Source organism: Pseudomonas mendocina (assembly GCF_003008615.1).
GTDB classification, from domain to species: domain Bacteria; phylum Pseudomonadota; class Gammaproteobacteria; order Pseudomonadales; family Pseudomonadaceae; genus Aquipseudomonas; species Aquipseudomonas mendocina_C.
On record NZ_CP027657.1, the window covers coordinates 3,453,481 to 3,478,741 of the forward strand.

A 25,261-nucleotide genomic window follows, 5' to 3' on the forward strand; every position below is an offset into this window, starting at 1 on the left:
AGCCCGGACAGGATCCGGGCTTTTTCTTGGGTAGCGTGACTGCTGTTGTAGCTCAGGCGGCGCTAGCCTGAACCTGCGGGGTGCCGTCGAACTCTTCACGCGTGGCGTGCAGCAGATCCAGGTTGTTGTGTTCCCAGGGATGAAAACCGTCCTTGAAGAAATCCAGATAAGTGCGGATCAACGGGCGGAACACGCCTTCCTTGCCCCACATCCAGCGGATGCCGTCGCGCCATACCCGCCAGTTCCACAGCAGGCCGTCGACCTTGAGCATGTGTGCCAGGCCACGCGTGGTATCGAGCACGAAGAAGAAGGTGCCCATGATCATCGCTCGGCGCAGCAACTTACGGCTGCCACACACCTGGTTGTAGACGTCGAAGGCCACCGCTTTATGCTCGGTTTCCTCCAGTGCGTGCCAGCGCCACAGACGCGCCAGCGTCGGGTGGGCTTCGGCCATGTATCCGCCATTTCTCAGCAGGCCATCGGCCATGATCGCGGTGATGTGCTCCAGCGCTGCCGTCGCCGCCAGTTGGCGCTGTGGCGAGAACTTCTTCTGCGTGTAGCGAATGCGCGCGCGGGCGCGTTTCTCGATGCGTTCGACGTTGTAGCCCAGATCGCGCAGGCGCTGGCTGTACTCCAGGTGTTCGCGGCTGTGATGGCCTTCCTGGCCAATGAAGCCGCGAATCTGCTCCTTGAGTACCGGGTCATCGATACGATCGCGGAACTGGCGCACCGAGTCGATGAAGAAGCGCTCGCCATCGGGAAACAACACCGACATGGCATCGAACAAATGAGTCTTGAAGGCGTCGCCGCCGTTCCAGTGGCGCGGCAGCGGGTTGGGCAGATCGAAGTCCATGTGTCGGGGGCGAATCTGCAATCCTTCCGGTGTGGTGCTGGCCATGAGGGCTCCCTTGCGCTGTTTGACTGGTGTTCACTATGGGCGTCATGCGCCATGGGGCACAGGTTCGTAACAGCCAAGGTGACAGTCATATCTGGCCAATGCGCTATTCCAATAAAAAGTTGGGGTAGTGGCCTGGCAGTGAACACAGATTCGCTGGGTTAAGGTTTGTCATCAGGCAGGTCATTTGCGGCCAGCCACCCAGAACGGCGCGCCCATGAAGCAAACCCTGAATTTCACGGCTGAACTGGTGCCGGTTGCCTATGCCGAAGCGCTGCTGGCGCTGACCGAAGAACTTGGCCTCGAACGTGGCGAGTTGTTCGCCCTGGCGCGGCTGCGTCCCGAGGTGCTTGGCAGCCCCAATGGTCGGCTTTCCTTCCTCGATTTCCACCTGCTGACCCAGGCTGCGTTGGAGCGTTGCGGTGAACCGGCGCTCGGGCTGGTGCTGGGCCAGCGATTGAATGTCTCCACCCATGGCATCCTCGGCTACGCGGTGCTGTCCAGTGCCAATCTGGGCAAGGCGTTGCAGTTCGCGCTCAAGTACTACCGCGTGCTTGGCCTGGCGTTCGAGCTGGAACTGGTGGAGCAGGGCGAGGATATGGAGTTGCGCGCGGTCGAGTCCTTTCCCATGGGGCCGCAGTCGCGTTTCGCCGCTGAGGGCCTGCTGACCAGCATCCATACCATCGCCCGCTTTCTCTTGGGCGAGGAGTTGCAAGGGCTTGCCGTTGGTTTTGCCCACATGGCACCTGCTTATGCCGAGCGCTATGCCGAGGTCTTTGGCGTGGCGGCACAATTCGAGCAGCCCTATCACTGGCTGCGTTTGCCGCGGCATTATCTGGAACGCCCCATGGCCCTGGCCAATCCTGCTACGGTGCAGATGTGCGAGCAGCAGTGCGAGGCGCTGCTGGCCAGCCTTGACGTGCAGGACGGCCTGCTGACCCGCTTGCGCCGCCTGCTGTTGGCCCGCCCAGGCGAGTTTCCCGACCTGGAAAGCGCCGCGAGCGCCCTGCATACCAGTGGTCGTAGCCTGCGTCGGCACCTGGCTCAGATGGGCACCAGTTACCAGCAAGTGCTCGATGAGGTACGCAAGCGCCTGGCCCTGCAATACCTCACCACCACGCATTTGCCGCTGTATGAAATCGCCTATCTGCTGGGCTTCAGCGACCCGTCCAACTTCCGCCGTGCATTCCGCAAATGGACGGGTAAACTGCCTGGCGATTATCGAAACGAGGCCCCCTGATGAGCACCGCCGAACGTCCCGCCCTGATCCGCGAAACCTTTCCCGTCGGCCCCTTGCAGTGCAATTGCACGATCATCGGTGATCCGTTGACCAAGAAGGCCATCGTGGTCGATCCGGGTGGCAATCCCGACCTGATCATGGCGCGACTGGAAGCCCATGGCCTGAAGGTGGTGAGCATCATCCACACTCATGCGCACCTCGATCACTTCCTTGCCTCGGGGCAGATGAAGGAGAAGACCGGTGCCACCTTGCATCTGCACAAGGAAGATCAATTCCTCTGGGATAACCTGGAGATGCAATGCAACATGTTCGGTGTGCCCTACACGCCGGTGCCAGCGCCGGACAAATGGCTGGCCGATGACGAAGAGCTGGCCTGCGGTTGTGGTGTGGCCCTGCATACGCCTGGGCATACGCCGGGTTCGATGAGCTTTTGGTTCGCGGATGCCAAGTTGCTGATCGCGGGGGACACGTTGTTTCGTCGTGGCATTGGGCGTACCGATCTGTGGGGTGGTGACTACGCCACCATCGAGCGCTCGATCAAGCAGCGGCTCTACAGCCTCGACGAGGAGGCCACCGTGGTCACCGGTCATGGCCCGGATACTCGCCTGGGCGATGAGATGCGTGAGAACCCCTTTATTCGCGCATGACAGGGCACTAATGCAGGTGTGAGGACTCAAAGAGCCATCACCCACCGTTCATGGAGAATCCTTCATGTTCCGCCTTTCCCTGATCGCCTTGTGTTCCTCCGCGCTGCTGCTCAGTGGCTGCGCTTCGCAGAATCCCTATGACCAGAGCGCACCGAGCTCTAACCGCACTGCTACCTATGGTGGTATCGGTGCGCTGGCTGGCGCGGCTGCCGGTGCGCTGATCAATCATGACAACCGTGGCAAAGGCGCGCTGATCGGTGCGGCCGTGGCCGGTGCAGCGGCCGCAGGTTACGGGTACTACGCCGACAAGCAGGAAGAGGAGTTGCGTCGCAGCATGCAGGGTACCGGCGTCGAGGTGCAGCGCCAGGGCGACGTGATCCAGTTGATCATGCCCGGCAATATCACCTTTGCCACCGACTCCGCGCAGATCGCCAGCAGCTTCTATCAGCCGCTGAACAACCTGGCCAACTCCTTCCGCCAGTACAACCAGAACAGCATCGAGGTGGTCGGTCATACCGATAGCACCGGCTCGCACAGCCACAACATGGGATTGTCGCAGCGCCGTGCGCAGAGCGTGGCCGACTACCTGCTGGCACAGGGCGTCGATCCGAGCCGGGTCAGCACTCGTGGCATGGGGCCGGATCAGCCGGTAGCGAGCAATGCTACTGCGGAAGGCCGGGCACAGAACCGCCGCGTCGAGGTGACTCTGCGCCCGCTGCCTGGCGTGCAGTGATGCCAGTGTATCGGGCAGACATCGTCTAGATCGCGGTTCCTCAACGCCTGGACTGATAAGCTTGCGCGGAACTTCGCCTTGCCCAGGCGGCTCGAAGGCTGTGGCATGTCTGCCCGATACCAGAAGAAATCCTAAGGAAACGTTATGAAGACCAGACGTAATCTGATCGCAGCAACTGCGCTCATGGCCATGCTGGCTGGCTGCACCACCAACCCCTACACCGGCGAAAGCCAGGCTGGCAAAGCCGGCGTTTATGGCGGCGTCGGTGCCGTTACCGGTGCAGTGATCGGTGCTGCGACTTCGAGCAAGAAAGATCGCGGTAAAGGTGCGCTGATCGGTGCTGCCGTTGGTGGCGCCGCTGGTGGTGGTTACGGCTATTACGTCGACACTCAGGAAGCCAAACTGCGTCAGACGCTGCAGGGCACTGGCGTACAGGTACAGCGCAACGGCGATGACCTGAAACTGATCATGCCGGGCAACATCACCTTTGGTAGCAACTCGGCGGACATCTCCAGCAGCTTCTACCCAACCCTCAACTCGCTGGTGCTGGTGTTCAAGGAGTTCAACAAGAACGGCGTGAACATCGTCGGCCATACCGACAGCACCGGTTCGCAGGAACTCAACCAGAGCCTGTCGCAGCGTCGTGCACAAAGCGTGGCCAATTACCTGACCGCCAATGGCGTGCCGGGGCAGCGCATCTCTGCATACGGTGCCGGCCCGAGCCAACCGATTGCCAGCAACTCCACCGATGCTGGCCGTGCGCAGAACCGTCGCGTCGAGATCAACCTGCGCCCGCTCTAAGCCGTCGCTGCGTTGAACGAAAGCCTCCCTATGGGAGGCTTTTTCGTGTCCGTCGGCCGTTTTTCGTCAACCCTCCAGGTTCTTTGGGCTAAGCGGCGCAGGGCGGTTCCGACATTTTTCGTGACCGCTTGTCGTGTCTCTCCTGGCAAAAGGCCAGCCATTCAAAAGCTGACTAGAATGCTTGCTGTGGTTCTGTGAAGTCCGCGTGCGGATGGCTCGTGCGCATTGGTTCTGGATGACCGAGGGAGTTCGAATGGAAGATGGAGCTGTCGAGCGGCCACCGAGGCCCTGGATACCGTTACTGGTTGCCTTGTGTCTGCTATTTGGGCTGGGAGGCCTGATTTTCTGGCAGTGGAGTACGCTGCAGAAGCGAGAGTTCGAAGACAGTCAGCATCGGTTCCAGCTCGAAGCGCAGGATATCGGCCAGCGGGTCGTAGCGCGGATGCAGGCCTACGAGATGGTGCTGCGTGGCGTTTCCGGCCTGATGACGGGCAGCGACCGGGTTTCTCCCATCGAATGGGAGCGTGCACTGGATCAACTGCAGTTACAGGATCGTTATCCTGGCATCCAGGCCGTGGCCTGGTCACGTTCTCTGCTTCCTGAGCAACTCGCCGACTTTCGTGCTGAGCTGCAGGCAGACGGGCGCCTCGATTACCAGATGTTCCCGGCTGAGCAGCGCGAACGTTACCTGCCTATCGACTATGTCAGCCCGCTGGACTGGCGTAATCGACGAGTGCTGGGGTTCGACATGCTCAGCGAGGCGACCAGGCGAGAAGCCATCGAGCACAGCATCGATAGCGGAGAGGCCAGCCTGAGCGGTCCGGTGGTGTTGCGCCAGGAAATCGATGTCAACGTGCAGCAGGGCGTTCTGCTGTTTCTGCCGGTATTTCGACCAGGGCTGCCACTCAATACCGCCGAGCAGCGCCGTGCTGCCTTGCTGGGTGTGGTGCATGGTGCCTTTCGTAGCCACGACCTGATGGAGGGCATCCTGGGGGCGCAGACCCGGCGTTTCGATATCGTTCTGAAGGATCTGCAAGCGCAGGATATCCAGCTGCTCAGTGGTGAAACCCAGGCCAATGGTTGGAAGCCGAGCTTTCGCAATCATCTGGAGCTGCCCTTGTATGGTCGCGTGTGGAGCCTGGATGTGATCGGTACCGTTGAGTACGAGCGCAGCCTGGTCGATCGCACCGGGACGCTGGGTTTGTGGGCGGGCCTTGCCGCGACATTGCTGTTGGCATTGCTGGTGGGTGGCTATCTCTATCAGCGCGAACGCAAACTGCACATCAGCGAAAAGGCAGCTGTCGAATTGCAGGAACGGGAAGAGCGTTTCCGCATGCTGGTAGAGCGGCTGCCAGTGGCGACTCTGCTGTGCGATGCCAAAGGGCGCATCGAAATGGCCAACCGCAGTGCGGCCGAACTGTTTGACTGCACCCTCAACGCGCTGTTGGGTGAGACGGTTCTGCGCGTGCTGCCCAACATCGAGTCACCACAGGATTTGCTGGAGCAACTGAGCGAGAGCGACGAGCGCATGGTGCGTACGTTGCGCGGTGAGTCGATCCCGGTGAGCATCAGCCTCAATCCACTACATGAGGGCAGCAGCTATCTGATCAACCTGGTCGATTTGCGTGCACGCAAGGTGGCTGAAGAACGTTTCCGCCTGGTGGTAGAGGCTTCGCCCAACGCCATCGTGCTGGTGGACGGCCTGGGCCGTATCGCCATGGTCAATCGGCAGACCGAACTGTTGTTCGGCTACGAACGACAGATGCTGCTCGGCGAGCCGGTGGAGATGCTCTTGCCAACGGCACAGCGCGGTAGCCATGTGGCGTTGCGCCGTGGGTATCAGGCGATGCCCGAGCAGCGACGCATGGGCGGTAATCGCGAGCTGTTCGGTCAGCACCGCGAAGGCAAGATGATTCCGCTGGAGGTGGGCCTGTCGCCGATTCGCAGTGGCAATGAAAACCTGGTGCAGGCGGTGATCATCGACATCAGTGAGCGCAAGGCGGCTGAGCAGAAATTGCGTGAGCAGGCAGAGCAACTGTTGCTGGCCAATCGTTACAAATCCGAGTTTCTCGCCAACATGTCCCATGAGCTGCGCACGCCGCTCAACAGCATCCTTATTCTCAGTGATCAGCTGCGCCAGAACCTGGCGGGTAACCTCACCGAGAAGCAGACCAAGCATGCCGATATCGTGCATCGCGCGGGGGGCGATCTGCTGCAATTGATCAATGACGTGCTCGACCTGGCCAAGGTCGAGTCCGGGCGCATGCAGCTCAAGCTCGAACCGATCAACGTGCAGGACGTGCTGGTGGAGCTGGATGCCAGCTTGCGGCCGATGGCCGAGATCAAGGGGTTACGCCTGCATACCCAGGTCGAGGCGGGAGTACCGCGGATCATCCATACGGATCGTGTGCGCTTGCATCAGATCTTGCGCAACCTGCTATCCAACGCGCTGAAATTCACCGATCAGGGCGAAGTGACACTGAGCGTGAGCAGCCAGGGGCGGCAGGAGGACGACCGCGAGTTGCTATGTTTCAGCGTTCGTGACAGTGGCATCGGTATCGACCCGGCGCAGCATGAACAGGTGTTCCAGGCGTTCCAGCAGATCGATGGCTCTACCAGTCGGCGTTTCGGTGGTACGGGACTGGGCCTGGCCATCACCCGCCAACTGGTGCTGGCACTCGATGGCGACATCGTCCTGCAGAGTGCGCCGGGGCAGGGTTCTACCTTCACGGTTCGCTTGCCGGTGCAAACGGCGGCGATCGCCGCCGAGGCGCCTGTCGAAGGGCCGCAGCGTGCAGGAGAGGGGCCGCCGCTCTTGATCGTCGAGGATGATGCCAATTTCGCGGCAGTGATCGCCGAGGAGGCGCACGCTCATGGTTTTTCCAGCGTTCACTGCCGTACGGGTTTGCAGGCGCTGGGGGTGTTGCAGCAGGAGTCGTTCAATGCCGTGATCCTCGACATCCTCCTGCCGGATCTCAGTGGCTGGCAGCTGTTTCGCCGCCTCCGAGCCCAGCCGAGTCACCGTTACACACCGGTGCACATCATCTCCTGTGTGCCACAGCCGGCTGGTTGGAACGATGACGGTACACGCTATCTGGTCAAGCCCATTGGCCGCGATGAGCTGGAACAGGTGTTCCTCGAATTGCAGCATGGCGCCGCTCAGGAGCAGGCGTTGCTGTTGGTCGAGGATGTCGAGGTGGAGCGTGAGCACTACCGCGAACAGCTGGCCAGCCTGGGTTTCCAGGTGACAGCCTGCGCCAATGGTGACGAGGCCCGCATGGCCTACATGCAGGGGCAGTTCTGCGCCTTGGTGGTCGACCTCGATCTGCCGGATCAGGACGGCTTCGCACTGCTCGACAGCCTCAGCCAATTGCGCCCGTTGCAGGGTACGCGTGTGGTCATCAACACCGGAGTGGACGTTACCCAGCAGGCACTGCAGCGCCTGCGCCGCTACAGCGCGGTGGTGGTGCGCAAACATGGCGACGATACCGAGGCCCTGGGCCAGGCCGTGCAAGGCTTCCTCGGTGATGTGCGTGCGCCTGAACCGACGCATGCTCGGGCCAACCCGCTGCAGGGGCGGCGCATCCTGCTGGTGGATGACGACGTACGTAACGTCTATGCGCTGACGGCATTGCTCGATGAAGTGGGGCTGCGCGTCAGCTCGGCCAAGGATGGTCTCGAGGCCATCGCCAGCTATCAGAGCGATCCCTTCGACCTGATTCTGATGGATATGGCCATGCCCAACATGGACGGCTATACCGCCACGCGCTTGCTCAAGCAGGAGCACGGTTGCGTGATACCGATCATCGCGCTCACGGCTCACGCGATGAAGGGCGACCGCGAGAAATGCATCACCGCAGGAGCGGACGATTACATGGCCAAGCCGATCAAGCGCGATGAGCTGCTTGAGCTGCTGGAGCGCTGGCTGAGCATGCCGCCCGTGCCCCCGGCCAGCAATGATCTAACCTGATAACAGGAGTTAACGGTGCAAGGGCAAAAGGACAGGGGAGTGACGATGGTTCAGGCGCAGGGCAAGACCGTCGCCGTACCCGCCAGGCAGGTTCTGCTGGTGGTGGATGACCGTGCCGAAAATCTTGAGGCCATGCAGGCGCTGCTCGAGGAGGGGGAGTGGGAGCTACGCTGCGCCAGTTCAGGAGAGGAAGCGCTGCGTTGCCTGTTGGAAGAGGATGTCGGGTTGGTGCTGCTGGACGTTCAGATGCCCGGTATGGATGGTTTTGAAGTCGCCAGGCTGATGCGGGGTAATCCGCGTACAAGGTTGACGCCGATCATCTTCGTCTCGGCCATCGCCCAGACACACGATGCGGTGTTGCGCGGTTACAGCTCCGGTGCGGTGGATTTCGTTCTCAAACCCTTCGATCCCACCGTGCTGCGGCACAAGATCCAAAGCCTGCTGGAGCATGAGCACAATCGTTGTGAGTTGCAGCAGCTATCCCAGCAGCTTGAACGTGCACGCGCCTTCAACGCCTCGGTGCTGGACAATGCTGCCGAGGGCATCATGGTGGTTGGCGAGGATGGCCGTATCCAGTTCGCCAATCCGGCGATGGCGCAGATGCTCGATGGCGATGTCGGTGACCTCGAAGGGGCGGAGTTGCTGTCGTTTCTCAAGAATCCAGCGGTAGAAGGCGGTTGGCAGCAATCGGAATTCCTCCTCCACTTCAAGCGCGAGGCCACCTATCGCGTGCACGAAGCCATGATGCGTACGCTCAAGGGGGGCTGCCTACCGGTGGCGTTGTCCTGTTCACCGCTGCCGCGGATGCAACATGCCATGGTGGTGATCGCGCTGGACATGTCGGTGGTGCGCAATTTACACGCCCAGCTCGAATCGCAGGCAGTGACCGATTCGCTGACGGGATTGCTCAATCGGCGAGGTTTCCATCAGGCGCTGGGATCAGCATTGGCGCGCATCGAGCGCAGTGGCCAGCGGGTTGCGGTGCTCTATCTGGATCTGGATGGTTTCAAGCGGATAAACGACTCGCTTGGGCATGACGTTGGCGACCAGTTATTACGCCGGGTCGGTGAGCAGCTCAAAGCCTGCCTGCGACCTTATGACAGCCTGGCGCGTATCGGTGGCGACGAGTTCACCGCGTTGCTCGACAACCTCGGCCATCCCGAGGACGCCGCCAAGGTGGCAGAGAAGTTGATCGAGCTGGTATCGGTACGACATACCCTCGATGGTGTGGATTTCACCCTGGGGGCCAGTGTCGGCATCGCCTGCTTCCCTGAGTGCGGACAGAGTGTCGAGGGGTTGCTGCGTTCTGCTGACATGGCGATGTACGAGGCCAAGCGTGCCGGGCGCCAGCAATACCGTTTCTTCTCGCCGGAAATGAATGGCCGGGCACGTTCGCGCCTGATGCTAGAGGAGAGTTTGCGTCACGCCATCGAGAACGATGATTTCGTGCTGGTTTATCAGCCGCAGTTTCAGTTGGGGACGGGGCGACTGCGCGGCTTCGAAGCCCTGCTGCGCTGGCAGCATCGGGTTGCGGGGACCGTGGCGCCCAATGTGTTCATCCCGCTGCTGGAGGAGACCCGGCTGATCAACCGCCTGGGTGAATGGATCTTCCGTGAGGGCGCGCGGCAGCTCGCAGCGTTCAAGCGTCAGTTTGGCGAGGGGCTGGTGCTCAGTCTCAACGTCAGCCCGGTTCAGTTCGGCATGCCGCAACTGGTGTCGGATCTGCAACGCGTGTTGGCGATCCACGGCCTCAAGCCCAGCCAACTGGAGGTGGAAGTCACCGAAAGCGCGCTCATGCAGGATCTGGAGCTGACCCAGGCGCAACTGCGCCATTTGCGTGAACTGGGAGTGAAGATCGCCATCGACGACTTCGGAACCGGTTATTCGTCCCTGGCCTACCTGCGCCACTTCGAGCTGGATACGCTGAAGATCGATCGCCTGTTCATCGCCAACATGCTTGAATCACCACGCGATGCTGCGGTAGTCAGCACCATCATCGACCTGGGCCATCACCTGGGGCTGGAGGTGATCGCCGAGGGTGTCGAAACGCAGGCTCAGCGTGAATGGTTGGTGCAACATCGCTGCAGCATCATGCAGGGCTTTCTGGTGGCGCCGGGTATATCGGCCGACGCGGCGATGCAGGTGCCGGCCTTACTGGAATGGGACAAACTGCCGCTATCCGGGCCGAAATCGTAGGGTGTCGCGGGGCCGCCTAGGCCATGCGCACCGTCCGGTCGTGGCGAAAGAATCAGGTGCTCACGGCGCACCTTGCCGTAGCCATGCTCCGCCAGGGACGCCGAGGCCGGTTCTTACGCGCGCCGGCCAAGCTCGGTCAGCTCCGCATCTTTCTCTTCCCACAGTCGATTGACCCACTGCTGGAACGCCAGGCGGTAGCTTTCGTCCTGGTCGTAGTTACGGCCAATGAATTCGCGTGGAATCTCTACCTGCTTGAAACGCACCTGCACCGCATCGAGACGACCGCATAGGATGTCCCAGAAACCGGGTACGCCATGTGGATAATGGATGGTGACGTTGACGATGGCGTGCAACTGCTCGCCCATCGCATCGAGGACGAAGGCAATGCCGCCGGCCTTGGGCTTGAGCAGGTGCCTGAACGGTGATTTCTGCTGTGCGTGCTTGGCCGGAGTCAGACGCGTACCTTCGAGGAAGTTGAACACCGCAACCGGATTGGTCTTGTAACGCTCGCAGGCCTTGCGGGTGGTGGCCAGATCCTGGCCGCGCTTTTCCGGATATTTGGCCAGGTATTCCTTGCTGAAGCGCTTCATGAAGGGAAACTCCAGCGCCCACCAGCACAGGCCGATCACTGGTACCCAGATCAGTTCCTGCTTGAGGAAGAACTTCAGCAGTGGCATACGCTGGTTGAGCAGATACTGCAGCACCAGGATGTCCACCCAACTCTGGTGGTTGCTGGTCACCAGATAGGAGTGGCGGGTATCGAAGCGCTCCAGGCCTTTGACGTCCCACTCGATGTGGCCGACCAGGCGCATCCAGAACTTGTTGACGCCGATCCAGCTTTCCGCAATGGCATGCATGACGAAACGCAGCGCGCGCTGGATAGGCGCAAATGGCAGTAGCAGTTTGAGTAGCGCGATGAAGAACAGCGGCCAGCACCAGAACAGGGTATTGAGAGCCAGCAGCAGGCTCGCGATCACGCCACGCAGTGGCGCGGGAAGAAAGTGCAGCATCGGGCGAACGCCTCCGTAAGTAGGCTGCGCGCCAGCGGGCAGCCTTAGAATGGGGGCTTTCTCTGTGCCCCGTATCGGTCGAAAGAGCTGCAGCGTTCCGTGCAGCGAGCTGGTTCGGCGCCAAGGTTAACGGTTGTGCACTGACCTGCAAGTGCCAGCACTGACCGCCAGGTTTCCGTGGTGGAGGGATTGCCGTACGCGTCATATTCGAACTGCGTACGGCTTACCCGGATTTCAGTTGCTCTGATCCGCCGCCTGGATCGCCGTCAGCGCGATGGTGAACACGATGTCATCCACCAGAGCACCGCGCGACAGGTCGTTCACCGGTTTACGCAGCCCCTGCAGCATGGGACCGACACTGATGCAGTCGGCGCTGCGTTGTACGGCCTTGTAGGTGGTGTTGCCGGTGTTCAGATCGGGGAACACGAACACCGTGGCGCGGCCTGCCACCGGGCTGTTCGGCGCCTTCTGCCGGCCAACGCTTTCGATGGCGGCTGCGTCGTATTGCAACGGGCCGTCGAGCAACAGCTCCGGGCGTTTCTCTCGGGCGAGACGGGTGGCGGTGCGCACTTTCTCGACCTCTTCGCCGCTGCCGGAGTCACCGGTGGAGTAGCTGATCATGGCCACGCGCGGCGTGATGCCGAAAGCCTGCGCCGACTTCGCGCTTTGCAGGGCGATCTCCGCCAACTGCTCGGCATTGGGATCCGGGTTCACCGCGCAGTCACCGTAGACCAGTACCTGATCCGGCAGAAGCATGAAGAATACCGAGGACACCAGGTTGTAGCCGGGCGCGGTCTTGATCAACTGCAGTGCCGGGCGGATGGTATTGGCTGTGGTGTGGACGGCGCCGGACACCAGGCCGTCCACCTCGTCCAGAGCCAGCATCATGGTGCCGAGCACGACCGTATCTTCGAGTTGAGCTTCGGCCATCGGTGCGTTGAGGCCCTTGCCTTTACGCAGTTCGACCATGGGTTCGACATAACGGCCGCGAATCAGATCCGGGTCGAGAATTTCCAGCCCTTCCGGCAGAGCGATGCCTTGGGAGCGAGCGACCGCTTGAACTTCCTCAGGTTTGGCCAGCAGCACGCAACGGGCGATGCCGCGTGCCTGGCAAATAGCTGCGGCCTGCACGGTACGCGGCTCGGCGCCTTCAGGCAGGACGATGCGCTTGGCGGCGGCCTTGGCCCGCTGCACCAGCTGGTAGCGGAAGGCCGGGGGCGACAGGCGCAGCTCGCGCGGGGTGCCGCAGCGTGCGCTCAGCCAGTCATGGTCGATGTGGCTGGCGACGAAGTCGGAGACCTTCTCCGCCCGCTCGCGGTCGTCCAGTGGAATTTCCTTGTTCAGGCGGTTGAGGTTGGTGGCCGTGTCGTAGGAGCCGGTACCTACCGTCATCACCGGCAGGCCGCTGGCCAGGGCACCCTGGCACAGTTCCATGATGCGCGGGTCGGGTACGAAATCACTGCACAGCAGCAGACCGGCCAACGGCACACCGTTCATCGCCGCCAGGCTGGCGGAGAGGATGATGTCGTCGCGATCGCCTGGCGTGACCACCAGAGTGCCGGGTTTGAGTAACTGCACGCTGTTGGCCACTGCGCGTGCGCAGAGCACGATCTTCATCATGCGTCGCTGCTCATAGTCACCGGCGTTGAGGATGCGTGCGCCGAGCAGTTCGGCGACGTCCTTGGTTCGTGGTGCGTTCAGTTCGTCGCGCCAGGGAATGCAGCCGAGCAGGCGGAAATCTTCGGTCTTGAGCAGCGGCGAGAGTTCCTGCAGATGTTCGGTGAAAGCCTCGATACCGTCCTCGTTGCGCACCTTGTTGAGGATCACGCCAAGCACCTTGGGATCTTTCGGGCCGCCGAACTGCTGAGCCTGAATCTCGATGCGATCAGAGAGCTCGGTGAGGTTCTCGTCTTCCGGTGCGCTGACCAGAATCACGTCGGCGTCCAGGCTCTTGGCCAGGTGGAAATTGACCCGCGCGGCGTAACTCGCGTGGCGGGTGGGAACCATGCCCTCGACGATGACCACGTCCTTGTCGGCAGCCGCCTGGTGGTAAAGGCTGATGATTTCCTCGAGCAGCTCATCCAGGTGGCCGTCACCGAGCATGCGCTCGACATGGCTGAGCGGCAGCGGCTTGGGTGAGTGCAGGCCATGAGTACGGGCAATCAGCTCGCTGGAGCGTTCCGGGCCGAGATCGCCGGCGTGCGGCTGGGCGATGGGCTTGAAGAAGCCGACCTTGAGCCCGCTGCGCTCCAGGGCGCCGACCAGGCCCAGGCTGATGGAAGTCAGGCCGACGCCGAAACCGGTGGGGGCGATGAAAAAGGTATGCATGTGAGCCTCAGTCGAGCAGGGCGAGAGTATCGAGCGCGATCTGGCGCTCCTCGTTGGTTGGCACCACCAGAACGCGCGGATGGCCGTGCGCATGGATGGCACCAGCGACGCCGCGTACGCAGCGGGCGTTGGCCTGGGGGTCGAGTTTCAGCCCGAGCAGGCCGAGGTGATCGAGGGTCTTGCCACGGATCAGCGCCGAGTTCTCGCCGATACCGCCGGTGAAGATCAGGCCATCCAGGCGTTGCAATGCGCAACTCATGGCCGCCAGTGACTTGGCCAGGCGATAGCAGAACACTTCGATGGCCAACGTGGCACCGATGTGGCCCTGTTCGCGCGCCTGCTCCAACGCGCGCATGTCATTGGACAGACCGGACAGGCCCAGCAGGCCGCTTTCCTTGTTGAGCATGGAATCGACCCGCTCCAGGCTCCAGCCCAGGGCGCGGGCCAGGTGGCTGTGCAGATTGGGGTCGACATCGCCACTGCGTGTACCCATTACCAGGCCTTCCAGCGGCGTCAGGCCCATGCTGGTGTCGCGACTGTGGCCGTTCTCGATGGCACAGGTGGAGCAGCCATTGCCCAGGTGGGCGACCAGCCAACTGCTACCATCGGAAGGCAACTCGCTCATTTCGGCGGCTTTCTGGCTGACGTAGCGATGGCTGGTACCGTGGAAGCCGTAGCGGCGCACACCGTGTTCGCGGTACAGCGCCTCCGGCACGGCATAACGATAGGCGTGCTCAGGCAGGCTCTGGTGAAAGGCGGTGTCGAATACGGCGACCTGTACCAGGCTGGGGAACAGTTTCATCGCGGCTTCGATACCGAGCAGGTTGGCCGGATTGTGCAGCGGCGCCAGCGGTGCGACCTGACGGATGGCCAGTAGGCTGACGTCATCCAGGCGACAGGCGCCGGAAAAGTGCTCGCCGCCATGTACCACGCGGTGGCCGATGCCGTGCAACTGACCGTCCGCCACACGCTGGACGATGGGCAGCAGGTGCGAAAGTGCCAGTCGGTGATCGGCGCCGGCGATCACCAGGCTGTCCTTGTGCTCGCCCTGTTGCCAATGCAGTACCGCTTCAGGGCTACCGAGGCGTTCGGCCAGGCCGCTCAGGGGGAATTGCTCCTGGGCTTCGTTGACCAAGGCGAACTTGATCGACGAGCTGCCGCAGTTGATCACCAGAATGTTGCGTGCAGACATTTAAGCTTCCTTGAATTCGTCATTCGACTTCTCCCGGGCGCACCAGCCACAGGGAAAGGGACAGCCCAGGCGTGCCTGGCGCTGAGCCGGATCGAGTATCCAGTCGCGATTTTGCCAGGGTGGGCGATGACGTACATGTTGAGTATGACCACAAGATAAGACTGCCACCCAATCGCCATGCTCGTCCTGACGAAAATCAAGCAGGTGCGCCGGGGCCGTCGCTGGCCGTTTGTCTGGGGTCGGGTCGCATTCACGGGCAGCCTTGGTTAAACTCGACCGTTCATCATTCTTCTGCAAAAGGTCTCACCCATGCTGATCGCCGCCAACAAGGCAGTCTCCATCGACTATACCCTGACCAACGATGCCGGTGAGGTGATCGACAGTTCGGCTGGCGGCGCTCCGCTGGTCTATCTGCATGGTGCAGGCAACATCATCGCCGGGCTTGAGAAGGCCCTGGTTGGCAAGCAGGTTGGCGATGAGCTGGACGTTTCAGTAGAGCCGGAAGAAGCCTACGGCGAATACAGCGCCGAGCTGGTCGCCACTCTGAGCCGCGCCATGTTCGAAGGCGTCGACACCCTGGAAGTGGGCATGCAGTTCCACGCTTCCGGCCCTGACGGCAGCATGCAGATCGTCACCATTCGCGATATCGACGGCGACGACGTGACTGTCGACGGCAACCACCCGCTGGCCGGTCAGCGCCTGAACTTCAAGGTGAAGGTCGTCAACGTGCGTGACGCCAGCCAGGAAGAAGTGGCTCACGGCCACATCCACGGTGAAGGTGGTCATCACCACTGAGTGGCGCCAGAGCCTGCTCGCAGGCTCCCAGGCGACTTGCGGTCGTTCCTTCTCGCTGAACCACTGCTAAGCTCAAGTTTGCGATAAAGGCGCCCTAGGGCGCCTTTTTCATGCATGCTGGCTGTTTGCTGAAGCAGCATTATCCGAAGTCAGCGGCCTTGTGCCCTGCTGCACTGAATTCGCTGAGGAAGTTCGTCATGAGTGCCTTTCACGATCTCAATCTGCGTGCGCTGGACGGCCAGGAACTGCCGTTGGCGCCCTACAAGGGCCAGGTGGTTCTGGTGGTCAACGTCGCCTCTAAGTGCGGCCTGACACCACAGTACGCCGGGCTGGAGAAACTCTATCAGCAGTACAAGGGCAGCGGTTTCACCGTGCTTGGCCTGCCCTGCAACCAGTTCGCCGGGCAGGAGCCAGGCAGCGAGGATGAGATTCGTGAGTTCTGCAGCCTCAACTACGGCGTGACCTTCCCGCTGGGCAGCAAGATGGAGGTCAACGGCCCAGGCCGCCATCCGCTGTATCGCCTGCTGGCGGGCGAAGGCGCGGAGTTCCCTGGCGACATCACCTGGAACTTCGAGAAGTTCCTCGTTGGTCAGGACGGTCGGGTACTCGCGCGCTTCTCGCCGCGCACTGCGCCGGACGATCCAGCGCTGATCCAGGCCATCGAGAAAGCGCTAGGCCTTTAATCCCGCAAGGCGCGGCAGATCGGCCAATCACGCGGCCGTTTTCTCCCGCGCCCTTGTTCATCCGCTCTTCTGGCTGTTTACATCGGCAGGCAGCCGAGGAGAGTGCTCATGACCAGTTTCCCAACGGACGAAACGCCGAACACGGCATCGCCACCTGCCTTGCGTGCGCTGATCGAGAGTCGCCGTGCAGTACGGCGCTTCACCAGCGAGCCGGTACCGGACGAGGTGATTCGCGATTGCCTGGAGCTGGCCGTGCTGGCGCCGAACTCCTGCAACCTGCAACCCTGGAGCTTTCAGGTCGTTCGCGATCCAGCGTTGCTGGCGCGACTGCATCCGGTGTGCATGAGCCAGAACGCGGCGCGGGCACCGGTGATCATCGCCGTGCTGGCGCGTCCGGATACCTGGCGTCAGGCCTGCCAGAACATCATCGAATACTGGCCGGAGGCCGAGGTTCCGGCGCGAATCCGCCGTTTCTACAGCAAGACGGCACCATTCCAGTACAACCAGGGCCCATTGGGTCTTTTCGGGCTGTTCAAGCGTCAGCTGGTGCGCCTGGTGGGGCTGCGCAAGGCGTTGATGCGCACGCCCAATAGCCGAGCAGACATGCGCCTGTGGGCGGTGAAATCCACGGCGCTGGCGGCGCAGAACCTGATGCTCGCCTTTCAGAGTCATGGTTATGCCACCTGTCCGATGGAAGGTTTCGACGAGGTGCGTCTGCGCCGTGTGCTGGACATCCCACGTCAGGCCATGCCGATCATGCTGCTGGCCGTTGGGAGACAGGGCGAGAAGGGGGTCTACAACCCGCGCTTGCGTTTCCCGCTGGAACAGCAGGTCACTTGGTTGTAGCGGTGCTTGACCTGGATCAAGTCGTCACATCTTGAATACGGCGTAATCGTCCTTATCTAGTCTTCATCTCGGCGGGTCTCAGTTTTCGGGGATGTTGTCCCGGCCCGCTCTATTGGAGGAAGGACACAATGCGTATCGATCGTTTGACCAGCAAGCTGCAACTTGCACTCTCCGATGCCCAATCCCTGGCTGTGGGCATGGATCACGCCGCCATCGAGCCGCTGCACCTGATGCAGGCGCTGCTCGAACAGCAGGGTGGCTCGATTAAGCCGCTGCTGATGCAGGTCGGTTTCGACATCAACAGCCTGCGTCAGGGGCTGACCCGTGAGCTGGATCAGCTCGGCAAACTGCAGAACCCCACCGGCGACATCAACCTGTCGCAGGATCTGGCACGCCTGCTCAACCAGGCCGACCGTCTGGCGCAGCAGAAGGGCGACCAGTTCATTTCCAGCGAACTGGTGTTGCTCGCCGCCATGGACGAGAACACCAAGCTGGGCAAGCTGCTGCTCGGCCAGGGCGTGTCGAAGAAGGCCCTGGAAAATGCCATCGCCAACCTGCGTGGAGGCCAGGCCGTCAACGATCCCAACGTCGAGGAATCGCGTCAGGCGCTGGACAAGTACACCGTCGACCTGACCAAGCGCGCCGAGGAGGGCAAGCTCGACCCGGTGATCGGTCGTGACGACGAGATCCGCCGCACCATCCAGGTGCTGCAGCGCCGTACCAAGAACAACCCGGTGCTGATCGGCGAGCCCGGCGTCGGCAAGACTGCCATCGCTGAAGGCCTGGCCCAGCGCATCATCAACGGTGAAGTGCCGGATGGTCTGAAGGACAAACGCCTGCTGTCGCTGGACATGGGGTCGCTGATCGCCGGCGCCAAGTTCCGCGGCGAGTTCGAGGAGCGCCTGAAGGCGGTACTCAACGAACTGGGCAAGCAGGAAGGGCGCATCATCCTGTTCATCGACGAGCTGCATACCATGGTCGGTGCCGGCAAGGCCGAGGGCGCCATGGATGCCGGCAACATGCTCAAGCCGGCCCTGGCTCGTGGTGAGCTGCACTGCGTCGGCGCCACCACCCTGGACGAGTACCGCCAGTTCATCGAGAAGGACGCTGCACTGGAGCGTCGTTTCCAGAAGGTGCTGGTGGACGAGCCGAGCGAAGAGGACACCATCGCCATTCTGCGTGGCCTGAAAGAGCGCTACGAAGTGCACCATGGGGTGACCATCACCGACGGCGCGATCATCGCCGCGGCCAAGCTCAGCCATCGCTACATCACCGACCGCCAGTTGCCGGACAAGGCCATCGACCTGATCGACGAGGCTGCCAGCCGTATCCGCATGGAGATCGACTCCAAGCCGGAAGAACTTGATCGCCTGGATCGTCGCCTGATCCAGCTGAAGATCGAGCGCGAGGCACTGAAGAAGGAAGACGACGAGGCGACCAAGAAGCGTCTGGTCAAGCTGGAGGAAGACATCGCCAAGCTGGAGAAGGAATACGCCGACCTGGATGAAATCTGGAAGTCGGAAAAGGCCGAAGTGCAAGGTTCGGCGCAGATCCAGCAGAAGATCGAGCAGGCCAAGACCGAGCTCGAGGCTGCGCGGCGCAAGGGCGATCTCAACCGTATGGCCGAACTGCAGTACGGCGTGATTCCAGATCTGGAGCGCAGCCTGCAGATGGTCGACCAGCACGGCAAGAGCGAGAACCAGTTGCTGCGCAACAAGGTCACCGACGAGGAAATCGCCGAGGTCGTGTCCAAGTGGACTGGCATTCCGGTGAGCAAGATGCTCGAAGGTGAGCGCGAGAAACTGCTGAAAATGGAAGGCCTGTTGCACCAGCGTGTGATCGGTCAGGACGAAGCGGTGGTCGCCGTATCCAACGCCGTGCGCCGTTCGCGTGCCGGGCTGGCCGACCCGAACCGGCCGAGCGGCTCGTTCCTCTTCCTCGGCCCGACCGGGGTGGGCAAGACCGAGCTGTGCAAGGCGCTGGCCGAGTTCCTCTTCGACACCGAGGAGGCGCTGGTGCGTATCGACATGTCCGAGTTCATGGAGAAACACAGCGTCGCTCGCCTGATCGGTGCGCCGCCCGGCTATGTCGGTTACGAGGAAGGCGGCTACCTGACCGAGGCCGTGCGTCGCAAGCCGTATTCGGTGGTGCTGATGGACGAGGTGGAGAAAGCCCACCCGGACGTGTTCAACGTGTTGTTGCAGGTGCTGGAGGATGGTCGCCTGACCGACAGCCATGGCCGCACCGTGGACTTCAAAAACACCGTGATCGTGATGACGTCCAACCTCGGTTCGGCGCATATTCAGGATCTGGTCGGCGACAGGGAAGCGCAGCGCGCGGCGGTGATGGATGCGGTGAGCAGCCATTTCCGTCCCGAGTTCATCAACCGTATCGACGAGGTGGTGGTGTTCGAGCCGCTGGGTCGTGAGCAGATCGCCGGCATTGCCGAGATCCAGCTCAAACGCCTGCGTGGCCGCCTGGCCGAGCGCGAGCTGAGCCTGGAGTTGACACCGGAGGCGCTCGACAAGCTGATCGCCGTCGGTTACGACCCGGTCTACGGCGCTCGCCCGCTCAAGCGTGCGATCCAGCGCTGGATCGAGAACCCGCTGGCGCAGCGCATTCTGGCTGGCGACTTCGCACCCGGTGCGCAGGTCAAGGCCAGGGTGGAAGGCGAGGAGATCGTCTTCGCCTGATCGGTTGCGCGTAAACACAAAGGCCCGCCAAATTGGCGGGCCTTGTTTTTTGTCGTCCGAATGCAATCCGGGAAATCGGCATCAGGTGCCGGGATTGCATCTGGGCTACGGAGCTGTTGTGGGAGGGGCTTCAGCCGCGACCGTCACCGCTGAAGCGCCTCCCACAGGTTTAGGGCCTACTCGCGATCTATCTCCTGCATCCATGCAGTCGTCGGCTTTGGCTTCCTGCGTCGCTGGAGTTCCAAACGGTCGTTGTGCTGCCAGGCCGGCGGGCTACTCGCTGCGCTCATGAGGCCGCCCTCCGTTCTGGTGCGTCACGCTACTGGTTCAATGCTCCTGTCCGCAGCATTCGCCCCAATGCTTCTTCTTCGAGGTATGGCCGATGCCGGGATTGAAGGTATTGGTCGGGTCGAGCTCGCGATAGAAGCCGGCCAGCGCCGGCTTGGCTACATACAGATGGCCGACGTTGTGCTCGGCCGGGTACTCGGCGCGGCGCTCGTCCAGTAGCTTCCACATGGCGTGCTCCATGGCGAGCGGGTCATTGCCCTTCTTGACGATGTAGTCCTGGTGGAACACATGGCAGAAGAAGTGTCCGTAGTAGAGCTTGTGGATGATCCGTTCTTCCATCTCGGCCGGTAGCGTCTCGACCCAGTCACGGTCGTTGCGGCGCAGGGCGATGTCCAGAGCGAGGATGTCCTCGACGCTGCTGCGGTGTGCTTCGCGATAACGAATCGCTGCGCCAGCGATGGCGAAGCGATGCAGGAAGGCCTTGCGGCCCTCCTCGGCGTCGCACTCGAAATAGGCGCCGCTCTGGCGGCCGGCGAAGTACTCGGCGAGAAAGCTGCGGGTCTGTTCCAGTGTGTCGTTGGACACACGCACCAGCAGGTGATGCTCGAAGCGGTCGCGGTACTCGCGCATACGCGGCGGCAGGTGGCTGGGCAGCAGGTTCATCAGTGCCTGGATGACCTTGTCGGTGACGCCGCGCAGGCCGAAGCGCTCGAAGAAGCCATCGACCCGGCTCTTCATGGCGAAGGCGGCCGGCACCTTGGCGGTGCCGAACCTGTCGATCACCAGGAAGGTGTCCTTGCCATACTTCTCGCCGATGTCGAAGGCCGTACGGTGGATGTATTCCCCGGCAATTGGCAGGCGTGGCAGGTTGGCCAGCAGGTGACGACGCACTTCGGTCAGGTCGTGCGGGTCGTTGCTGCCGATGTAGAACACCGAGCTGGGTTCCTTGGTGAAGGTGTCCAGGCGCACGGCGAACAGGCATAGCTTGCCGGCCGAACCCGAGGCTTCGAACAGGCGCGATGGGTCGGCGTTGAAGCGTGCCGGCGTATCGGCATCGACATCGCGTACGTGTTCGCCGTAGCGAGCGTCGGATGCCTTGGCCGTCTCTTCGTTACGCACTTGCTGCGGTGTGTAATCGCCATTCTGCAGGCGCGTGAGGATTTCTTCAGGGTTGTCGCCCAGCTCGATGCCCAGATGGTTGACCAGTTCCAGCGAACCGTCGTCCTTGACCTGTGCATACAGCGCCAGCTCGGTGTAGGCTGGGCCGCGGCGTACCAGCGCACCGCCGGAGTTGTTGCAGACGCCGCCAAGCACGGAAGCGCCGATGCACGAGGAGCCGATGACCGAGTGTGGTTCGCGACCCAGCGGCGCCAGTGCCTGCTCCAGGCGATCGAGCGTGGCGCCAGGCAGGCAAACCACCTGTTGGCCGTCATTGATCAGCTGTACGCCGGTGATGCGCAGGGTGCTGATCAGCACGATCTCGCGGTCGTAATCGCTGCCGTCGGGCGTCGAACCGCCAGTCAACCCGGTGTTGGCCGCCTGCATGATGACGATGCGGTTCGCTGCCACGGCGGCCTGCAGAATGCGCCATTGCTCCAGCAGTGAGCCGGGACGAACCACTGCCAGCACATTGCCCTCACCCGTGCGATGGCCTTTGCGGAAACGGCGCGTGGATTGCTCGTCGGTGAGCACGTGGGGGCTGCCCACGATCTGGCGCATCTGCGCCAGCAGGGCATCGCGGGTGACGGTGGTATCGCCAGCAGCACTCATGGCATCAACGCTCCCTGACCAACAATTGCGGGGTGATCTCGGCGATCGACTTGGCACCGGTCAGTACCATGGCCACGCGCATTTCCTTTTCGATCAGATCGAGCAGGTTGCTCACGCCGGCGCCACCGGCTGCTGCCAGCGCGTAGATGAAGGCGCGGCCGAGCAGCACGGTGTCGGCACCCAGGGCCAGCATGCGCACCACATCGAGGCCGGTACGGATGCCCGAGTCGGCGAGGATCTTCAGCTCACCCTTGACTGCATCGGCGATGGCCGGTAGCGCCCGGGCGCTGGACAGCACGCCGTCGAGCTGACGACCGCCATGGTTGGAAACGATGATGCCGTCGGCACCGAAGGTCACCGCATCGCGTGCGTCTTCAGGGTCGAGGATGCCTTTGATCACCATCGGGCCGTCCCAGAAGTCGCGAATCCACTCCAGGTCTTTCCAGGAAATCGACGGGTCGAAGTTGGCGCCCAGCCAGCCGATGTAATCGGCCAGGCCAGTGGGGTTGCCGCGATAAGCGGAGATATTGCCCAGGTCGTGCGGCTTGCCCAGCAGACCGACATCCCAGGCCCACTGCGGGTGAGTCATGGCTTGTAGCATGCGCCGGAACGGCGCGTTCGGGCCGCTCATGCCGGAGTGAGCATCACGATAGCGCGCACCGGGTACGGGCATGTCGACGGTGAATACCAGGGTCGAACAGCCTGCCGCCTTGGCCCGCTCCAGGGCATTCTTCATGAAGCCGCGATCCTTCAGCACGTAGAGCTGGAACCACATGGGCCGGTCGATGGCCGGTGCGACTTCCTCGATCGGGCACACCGAAACGGTGGACAACGTAAAGGGAATGCCTTTCGCTGCTGCGGCCTTGGCGGCTTGCACTTCACCACGGCGAGCGAACATGCCGGTCAAGCCGACAGGTGCCAAGGCGACAGGCATGGACAGCTGCTCGCCGAACAGTTCGGTGGACAGGCTCAGGTCGGACATGTTCTTCAGCACCCGCTGGCGCAGTTCGATGTCCGACAGGTCGGCGACGTTGCGGCGCAGGGTGTGCTCGGCGTAAGCGCCGCCGTCGATGTAGTGGAACAGGAAGGGCGGCAGCTTGCGCTGGGCCGCGGCGCGGTAGTCGGTGGAGGCAGAAATGATCATGGGCAGTTCGACCGTCTTTTTGATAAGCGAAAGAGGAACCCCCGCCTGGGTGGTTCCTCGTCCCGAGGGTAGCCGGTTGGGCCGGTCTCAATGCACCAGCATGCCGGTCAGCCAGTAGGCCTGAACCAGGGTGATCAGGCCCACGAAGGTGGCGAAGATCAGGCTGTGCTTGAGCGTGAAGCGGAACAGATCCGACTCCTTACCGACCATACCAGTCGCAGCGCAGGCTACGGCGATGGATTGTGGCGAAATCATCTTGCCGGTCACGCCACCGCTGGTGTTGGCCGCCACCAGCAGGGTGTCGTTGACCCCGATCTGGTGCGCAGTGGTCGCTTGCAGCGAGCCGAACAGGGCGTTGGACGAAGTGTCCGAGCCAGTCAGGAATACACCCAGCCAGCCGAGGAAAGGCGAGAAGAACGGGAAAGCCACGCCTGTACCAGCCAGAACCAGCGCCATGGTCGCAGACATGCCCGAGTAGTTGGTGACGAAGGCGAAACCCAGCACCATGCCGATGGACAGAATCGGCCATTTCAGCTCGATGAAAGTTTCCTTGAGTGTGGTAAGACCAATTTTAGGGTTGATCTTCAGTACCAGCATCGACAGCAGGGCGGAGATGAAGATCGCGGTGCCGGTGGCCGAGATCGGATCGAGCTTGAACACGGCCGGCATGGCGGTCGGGTTGGCGACGATCGGCGCCATCTTCATGACCAACTGATCCAGGTGCGGGATGGCGAACAGGAAGACGAAGTTCTCCAGTGCGCCGCCTGGGGCGAAGGCTGCCTTGAATGGCTTGAGTGTCCAGATGGTCACCAGCGCGGTGAGGATCAGGAACGGTGACCAGGCCTTGATGATTTCGCCGATGCTGTAGGGCGATGGTTCAGTCGTGCGGGCGCCGCCGAAACCACCCATGACAGCTGCGCCGCCGGAGGTGCCGGCGACCTGTTTGGCGCGTTCGGACTTGGGCTGCCATACCTTGAGGAACAGCGTCAGGCACACCAGGCTGACCAGTGCCGAGGTGATGTCCGGCAGTTCCGGGCCGATGTAGTTGGAGGTGTAGTACTGGGTCACGGCGAAGCTGGCGCCGGCGACCAGGGCGGCTGGCCAGGTTTCCTTGATGCCTTTCCAGCCATCCATCATCGCCACCAGCCAGAATGGCACGATGATCGACAGAATCGGCAGTTGACGGCCAGTCATGGCGCCGATCTTGAATGCATCAATACCGGTGACCTGGCCGGCGACGATGATCGGAATGCCCAGAGCGCCGAAGGCCACCGGAGCGGTGTTGGCGATCAGGCACAGGCCGGCCGCATACAGCGGGTTGAAGCCCAGCCCGACGAGCAGGGCGGCGGTGATCGCTACCGGAGCACCGAAGCCGGCAGCGCCTTCGAGGAATGCGCCGAAAGAGAAACCGATCAGCAGCACCTGCAGGCGCTGGTCACCGGTGATCGACAGCACCGAGCTGCGAATGACCTCGAACTGACCGCTCTTGACCGTCAGTTTATAGAGGAATACGGCAGCCACGATGATCCAGGCAATCGGCCACAGACCATAGGCGAAGCCGTAACCCGCGGCAGCGAAAGCCATGTCGGCTGGCATGCCGAAGGCGAAGATCGCTACCAGCAGGGCCAGCGCCAGGGTGATGGTGCCAGCTACGTGACCTTTGAGGCGAAACACTGCCAAGGCCAGGAAGAAGAAGATGATTGGGACGACGGCTGCCAGTGCTGACAGGCCAAGGCTGCCAAGCGGGGTGTAGAGCTGTTGCCAGGTTTGCATGCGGGGACTCCCCTAATTGTTGTAGGCGATCGAGCTTTGTGTCGGGGCCTGGCCAAGGCGCATTTGGCAGGAGTGCAGTGGTCGGCGTCCGATGTCGCAATATTGGTAATACCAATTTACATAAGCGACGGCTCAGGGTAAGAGGGAGCTGCTAAGCTGTCAATTTGTCGCGCTACGACTTTGGTCGTATTAAGTGGGTGGCTGCGACTTGCTGGAGGATCATTGGCTGGTTAGGCTTGCCGCCGTGTTTTCAAGGC

The 25,261-nt window shown here is 62.0% G+C and carries 18 protein-coding genes; 10 read left to right on the forward strand and 8 right to left on the reverse strand.

Annotated features, from left to right (window positions below):
- Positions 1 to 52 precede the first annotated feature (52 nt).
- Positions 53 to 898, reverse strand: coding sequence for a metal-dependent hydrolase (locus C7A17_RS16125; RefSeq protein ID WP_106738970.1), 846 nt, complete (start codon positions 896 to 898; stop codon positions 53 to 55).
- 214 nt (positions 899 to 1,112) lie between these two features.
- Between C7A17_RS16125 and C7A17_RS16130 the strand changes: the two genes are divergently transcribed.
- From C7A17_RS16130 to C7A17_RS16155, 6 genes are all read left to right on the forward strand, one after another.
- A complete protein-coding gene (locus tag C7A17_RS16130; RefSeq protein WP_106738971.1) occupies positions 1,113 to 2,135 on the forward strand; it encodes an AraC family transcriptional regulator in 1,023 nt (340 codons plus the stop codon).
- Positions 2,135 to 2,782 (forward strand): MBL fold metallo-hydrolase, encoded by a 648-nt coding sequence (locus tag C7A17_RS16135; RefSeq protein ID WP_106738972.1) that lies wholly within the window; start codon positions 2,135 to 2,137, stop codon positions 2,780 to 2,782. The genes C7A17_RS16130 and C7A17_RS16135 overlap by 1 nt, the downstream gene beginning before the upstream one ends.
- A 64-nt stretch (positions 2,783 to 2,846) precedes the next feature.
- Positions 2,847 to 3,515, forward strand: a complete 669-nt coding sequence (locus tag C7A17_RS16140; RefSeq protein ID WP_106738973.1) for a YiaD family glycine zipper/OmpA-like lipoprotein — start codon at positions 2,847 to 2,849, stop codon at positions 3,513 to 3,515.
- 144 nt (positions 3,516 to 3,659) lie between these two features.
- Positions 3,660 to 4,316, forward strand: a complete 657-nt coding sequence (locus C7A17_RS16145; RefSeq protein WP_106738974.1) for a YiaD family glycine zipper/OmpA-like lipoprotein — start codon at positions 3,660 to 3,662, stop codon at positions 4,314 to 4,316.
- 253 nt (positions 4,317 to 4,569) lie between these two features.
- A complete protein-coding gene (locus tag C7A17_RS16150; RefSeq protein ID WP_106738975.1) occupies positions 4,570 to 8,286 on the forward strand; it encodes a response regulator in 3,717 nt (1,238 codons plus the stop codon).
- Between the two features lie 45 nt (positions 8,287 to 8,331).
- Positions 8,332 to 10,482, forward strand: coding sequence for a putative bifunctional diguanylate cyclase/phosphodiesterase (locus C7A17_RS16155; protein ID WP_106738976.1), 2,151 nt, complete (start codon positions 8,332 to 8,334; stop codon positions 10,480 to 10,482).
- 113 nt (positions 10,483 to 10,595) lie between these two features.
- Here the strand turns inward: C7A17_RS16155 and C7A17_RS16160 are convergent, their stop codons facing one another.
- The 4 genes from C7A17_RS16160 to C7A17_RS27090 all read right to left on the reverse strand — a co-directional run bounded on the left by C7A17_RS16160 (position 10,596) and on the right by C7A17_RS27090 (position 15,180).
- On the reverse strand, positions 10,596 to 11,492 hold the full coding sequence (locus C7A17_RS16160; RefSeq protein ID WP_106738977.1) for an acyltransferase: 897 nt from the start codon (positions 11,490 to 11,492) through the stop codon (positions 10,596 to 10,598).
- A gap of 234 nt (positions 11,493 to 11,726) precedes the next feature.
- A complete protein-coding gene (gene pta, locus C7A17_RS16165; RefSeq protein ID WP_106738978.1) occupies positions 11,727 to 13,820 on the reverse strand; it encodes a phosphate acetyltransferase in 2,094 nt (697 codons plus the stop codon).
- A 7-nt stretch (positions 13,821 to 13,827) separates the two neighbouring features.
- Positions 13,828 to 15,012: an acetate kinase gene (locus tag C7A17_RS16170; RefSeq protein ID WP_106738979.1), complete on the reverse strand. Its 1,185-nt coding sequence runs from the start codon at positions 15,010 to 15,012 to the stop codon at positions 13,828 to 13,830.
- A complete protein-coding gene (locus C7A17_RS27090) occupies positions 15,013 to 15,180 on the reverse strand; it encodes a DUF3565 domain-containing protein (RefSeq protein ID WP_234035947.1) in 168 nt (55 codons plus the stop codon). It abuts the gene before it with no gap.
- A 141-nt stretch (positions 15,181 to 15,321) separates the two neighbouring features.
- Here C7A17_RS27090 and C7A17_RS16180 point away from each other — a divergent pair, with 141 nt between their 5' ends.
- The 4 genes from C7A17_RS16180 to clpB all read left to right on the forward strand — a co-directional run bounded on the left by C7A17_RS16180 (position 15,322) and on the right by clpB (position 20,029).
- Positions 15,322 to 15,807, forward strand: coding sequence for an FKBP-type peptidyl-prolyl cis-trans isomerase (locus C7A17_RS16180; RefSeq protein ID WP_106738981.1), 486 nt, complete (start codon positions 15,322 to 15,324; stop codon positions 15,805 to 15,807).
- Positions 15,808 to 16,004: 197 nt separating this feature from the next.
- On the forward strand, positions 16,005 to 16,490 hold the full coding sequence (locus C7A17_RS16185; protein WP_106738982.1) for a glutathione peroxidase: 486 nt from the start codon (positions 16,005 to 16,007) through the stop codon (positions 16,488 to 16,490).
- Between the two features lie 108 nt (positions 16,491 to 16,598).
- A complete protein-coding gene (locus tag C7A17_RS16190; protein ID WP_106738983.1) occupies positions 16,599 to 17,336 on the forward strand; it encodes a nitroreductase family protein in 738 nt (245 codons plus the stop codon).
- A 128-nt stretch (positions 17,337 to 17,464) separates the two neighbouring features.
- The gene (gene clpB / locus C7A17_RS16195) at positions 17,465 to 20,029 is read left to right on the forward strand and encodes an ATP-dependent chaperone ClpB (protein WP_106738984.1); all 2,565 of its coding nucleotides are present in this window, start codon (positions 17,465 to 17,467) and stop codon (positions 20,027 to 20,029) included.
- Between the two features lie 327 nt (positions 20,030 to 20,356).
- Here clpB and dld read toward each other — a convergent pair whose 3' ends face one another.
- The 3 genes from dld to C7A17_RS16210 all read right to left on the reverse strand — a co-directional run bounded on the left by dld (position 20,357) and on the right by C7A17_RS16210 (position 25,004).
- Positions 20,357 to 22,087 carry a D-lactate dehydrogenase gene (gene dld / locus C7A17_RS16200; protein WP_106738985.1) on the reverse strand — a complete coding sequence of 577 codons (1,731 nt, stop codon included), beginning with the start codon at positions 22,085 to 22,087 and terminating at the stop codon, positions 20,357 to 20,359.
- Between the two features lie 4 nt (positions 22,088 to 22,091).
- Positions 22,092 to 23,231 carry an FMN-dependent L-lactate dehydrogenase LldD gene (gene lldD / locus C7A17_RS16205; RefSeq protein ID WP_106738986.1) on the reverse strand — a complete coding sequence of 380 codons (1,140 nt, stop codon included), beginning with the start codon at positions 23,229 to 23,231 and terminating at the stop codon, positions 22,092 to 22,094.
- 87 nt (positions 23,232 to 23,318) lie between these two features.
- On the reverse strand, positions 23,319 to 25,004 hold the full coding sequence (locus C7A17_RS16210) for a lactate permease LctP family transporter (protein WP_106738987.1): 1,686 nt from the start codon (positions 25,002 to 25,004) through the stop codon (positions 23,319 to 23,321).
- Between the last annotated feature and the right edge of the window lie 257 nt (positions 25,005 to 25,261).

Excerpts from the sequence above, each read along its gene's own strand:
- C7A17_RS16125 (WP_106738970.1), bottom strand. The coding sequence starts at position 898 with ATGGCCAGCACCACACCGGAAGGATTGCAGATTCGCCCCCGACACATG.
- C7A17_RS16130 (WP_106738971.1), top strand. The coding sequence starts at position 1,113 with ATGAAGCAAACCCTGAATTTCACGGCTGAACTGGTGCCGGTTGCCTAT.
- C7A17_RS16135 (WP_106738972.1), top strand. The coding sequence starts at position 2,135 with ATGAGCACCGCCGAACGTCCCGCCCTGATCCGCGAAACCTTTCCCGTC.
- C7A17_RS16140 (WP_106738973.1), top strand. The coding sequence starts at position 2,847 with ATGTTCCGCCTTTCCCTGATCGCCTTGTGTTCCTCCGCGCTGCTGCTC.
- C7A17_RS16145 (WP_106738974.1), top strand. The coding sequence starts at position 3,660 with ATGAAGACCAGACGTAATCTGATCGCAGCAACTGCGCTCATGGCCATG.
- C7A17_RS16150 (WP_106738975.1), top strand. The coding sequence starts at position 4,570 with ATGGAAGATGGAGCTGTCGAGCGGCCACCGAGGCCCTGGATACCGTTA.
- C7A17_RS16155 (WP_106738976.1), top strand. The coding sequence starts at position 8,332 with ATGGTTCAGGCGCAGGGCAAGACCGTCGCCGTACCCGCCAGGCAGGTT.
- C7A17_RS16160 (WP_106738977.1), bottom strand. The coding sequence starts at position 11,492 with ATGCTGCACTTTCTTCCCGCGCCACTGCGTGGCGTGATCGCGAGCCTG.
- pta (WP_106738978.1), bottom strand. The coding sequence starts at position 13,820 with ATGCATACCTTTTTCATCGCCCCCACCGGTTTCGGCGTCGGCCTGACT.
- C7A17_RS16170 (WP_106738979.1), bottom strand. The coding sequence starts at position 15,012 with ATGTCTGCACGCAACATTCTGGTGATCAACTGCGGCAGCTCGTCGATC.
- C7A17_RS16180 (WP_106738981.1), top strand. The coding sequence starts at position 15,322 with ATGCTGATCGCCGCCAACAAGGCAGTCTCCATCGACTATACCCTGACC.
- C7A17_RS16185 (WP_106738982.1), top strand. The coding sequence starts at position 16,005 with ATGAGTGCCTTTCACGATCTCAATCTGCGTGCGCTGGACGGCCAGGAA.
- C7A17_RS16190 (WP_106738983.1), top strand. The coding sequence starts at position 16,599 with ATGACCAGTTTCCCAACGGACGAAACGCCGAACACGGCATCGCCACCT.
- clpB (WP_106738984.1), top strand. The coding sequence starts at position 17,465 with ATGCGTATCGATCGTTTGACCAGCAAGCTGCAACTTGCACTCTCCGAT.
- dld (WP_106738985.1), bottom strand. The coding sequence starts at position 22,087 with ATGAGTGCTGCTGGCGATACCACCGTCACCCGCGATGCCCTGCTGGCG.
- lldD (WP_106738986.1), bottom strand. The coding sequence starts at position 23,231 with ATGATCATTTCTGCCTCCACCGACTACCGCGCCGCGGCCCAGCGCAAG.
- C7A17_RS16210 (WP_106738987.1), bottom strand. The coding sequence starts at position 25,004 with ATGCAAACCTGGCAACAGCTCTACACCCCGCTTGGCAGCCTTGGCCTG.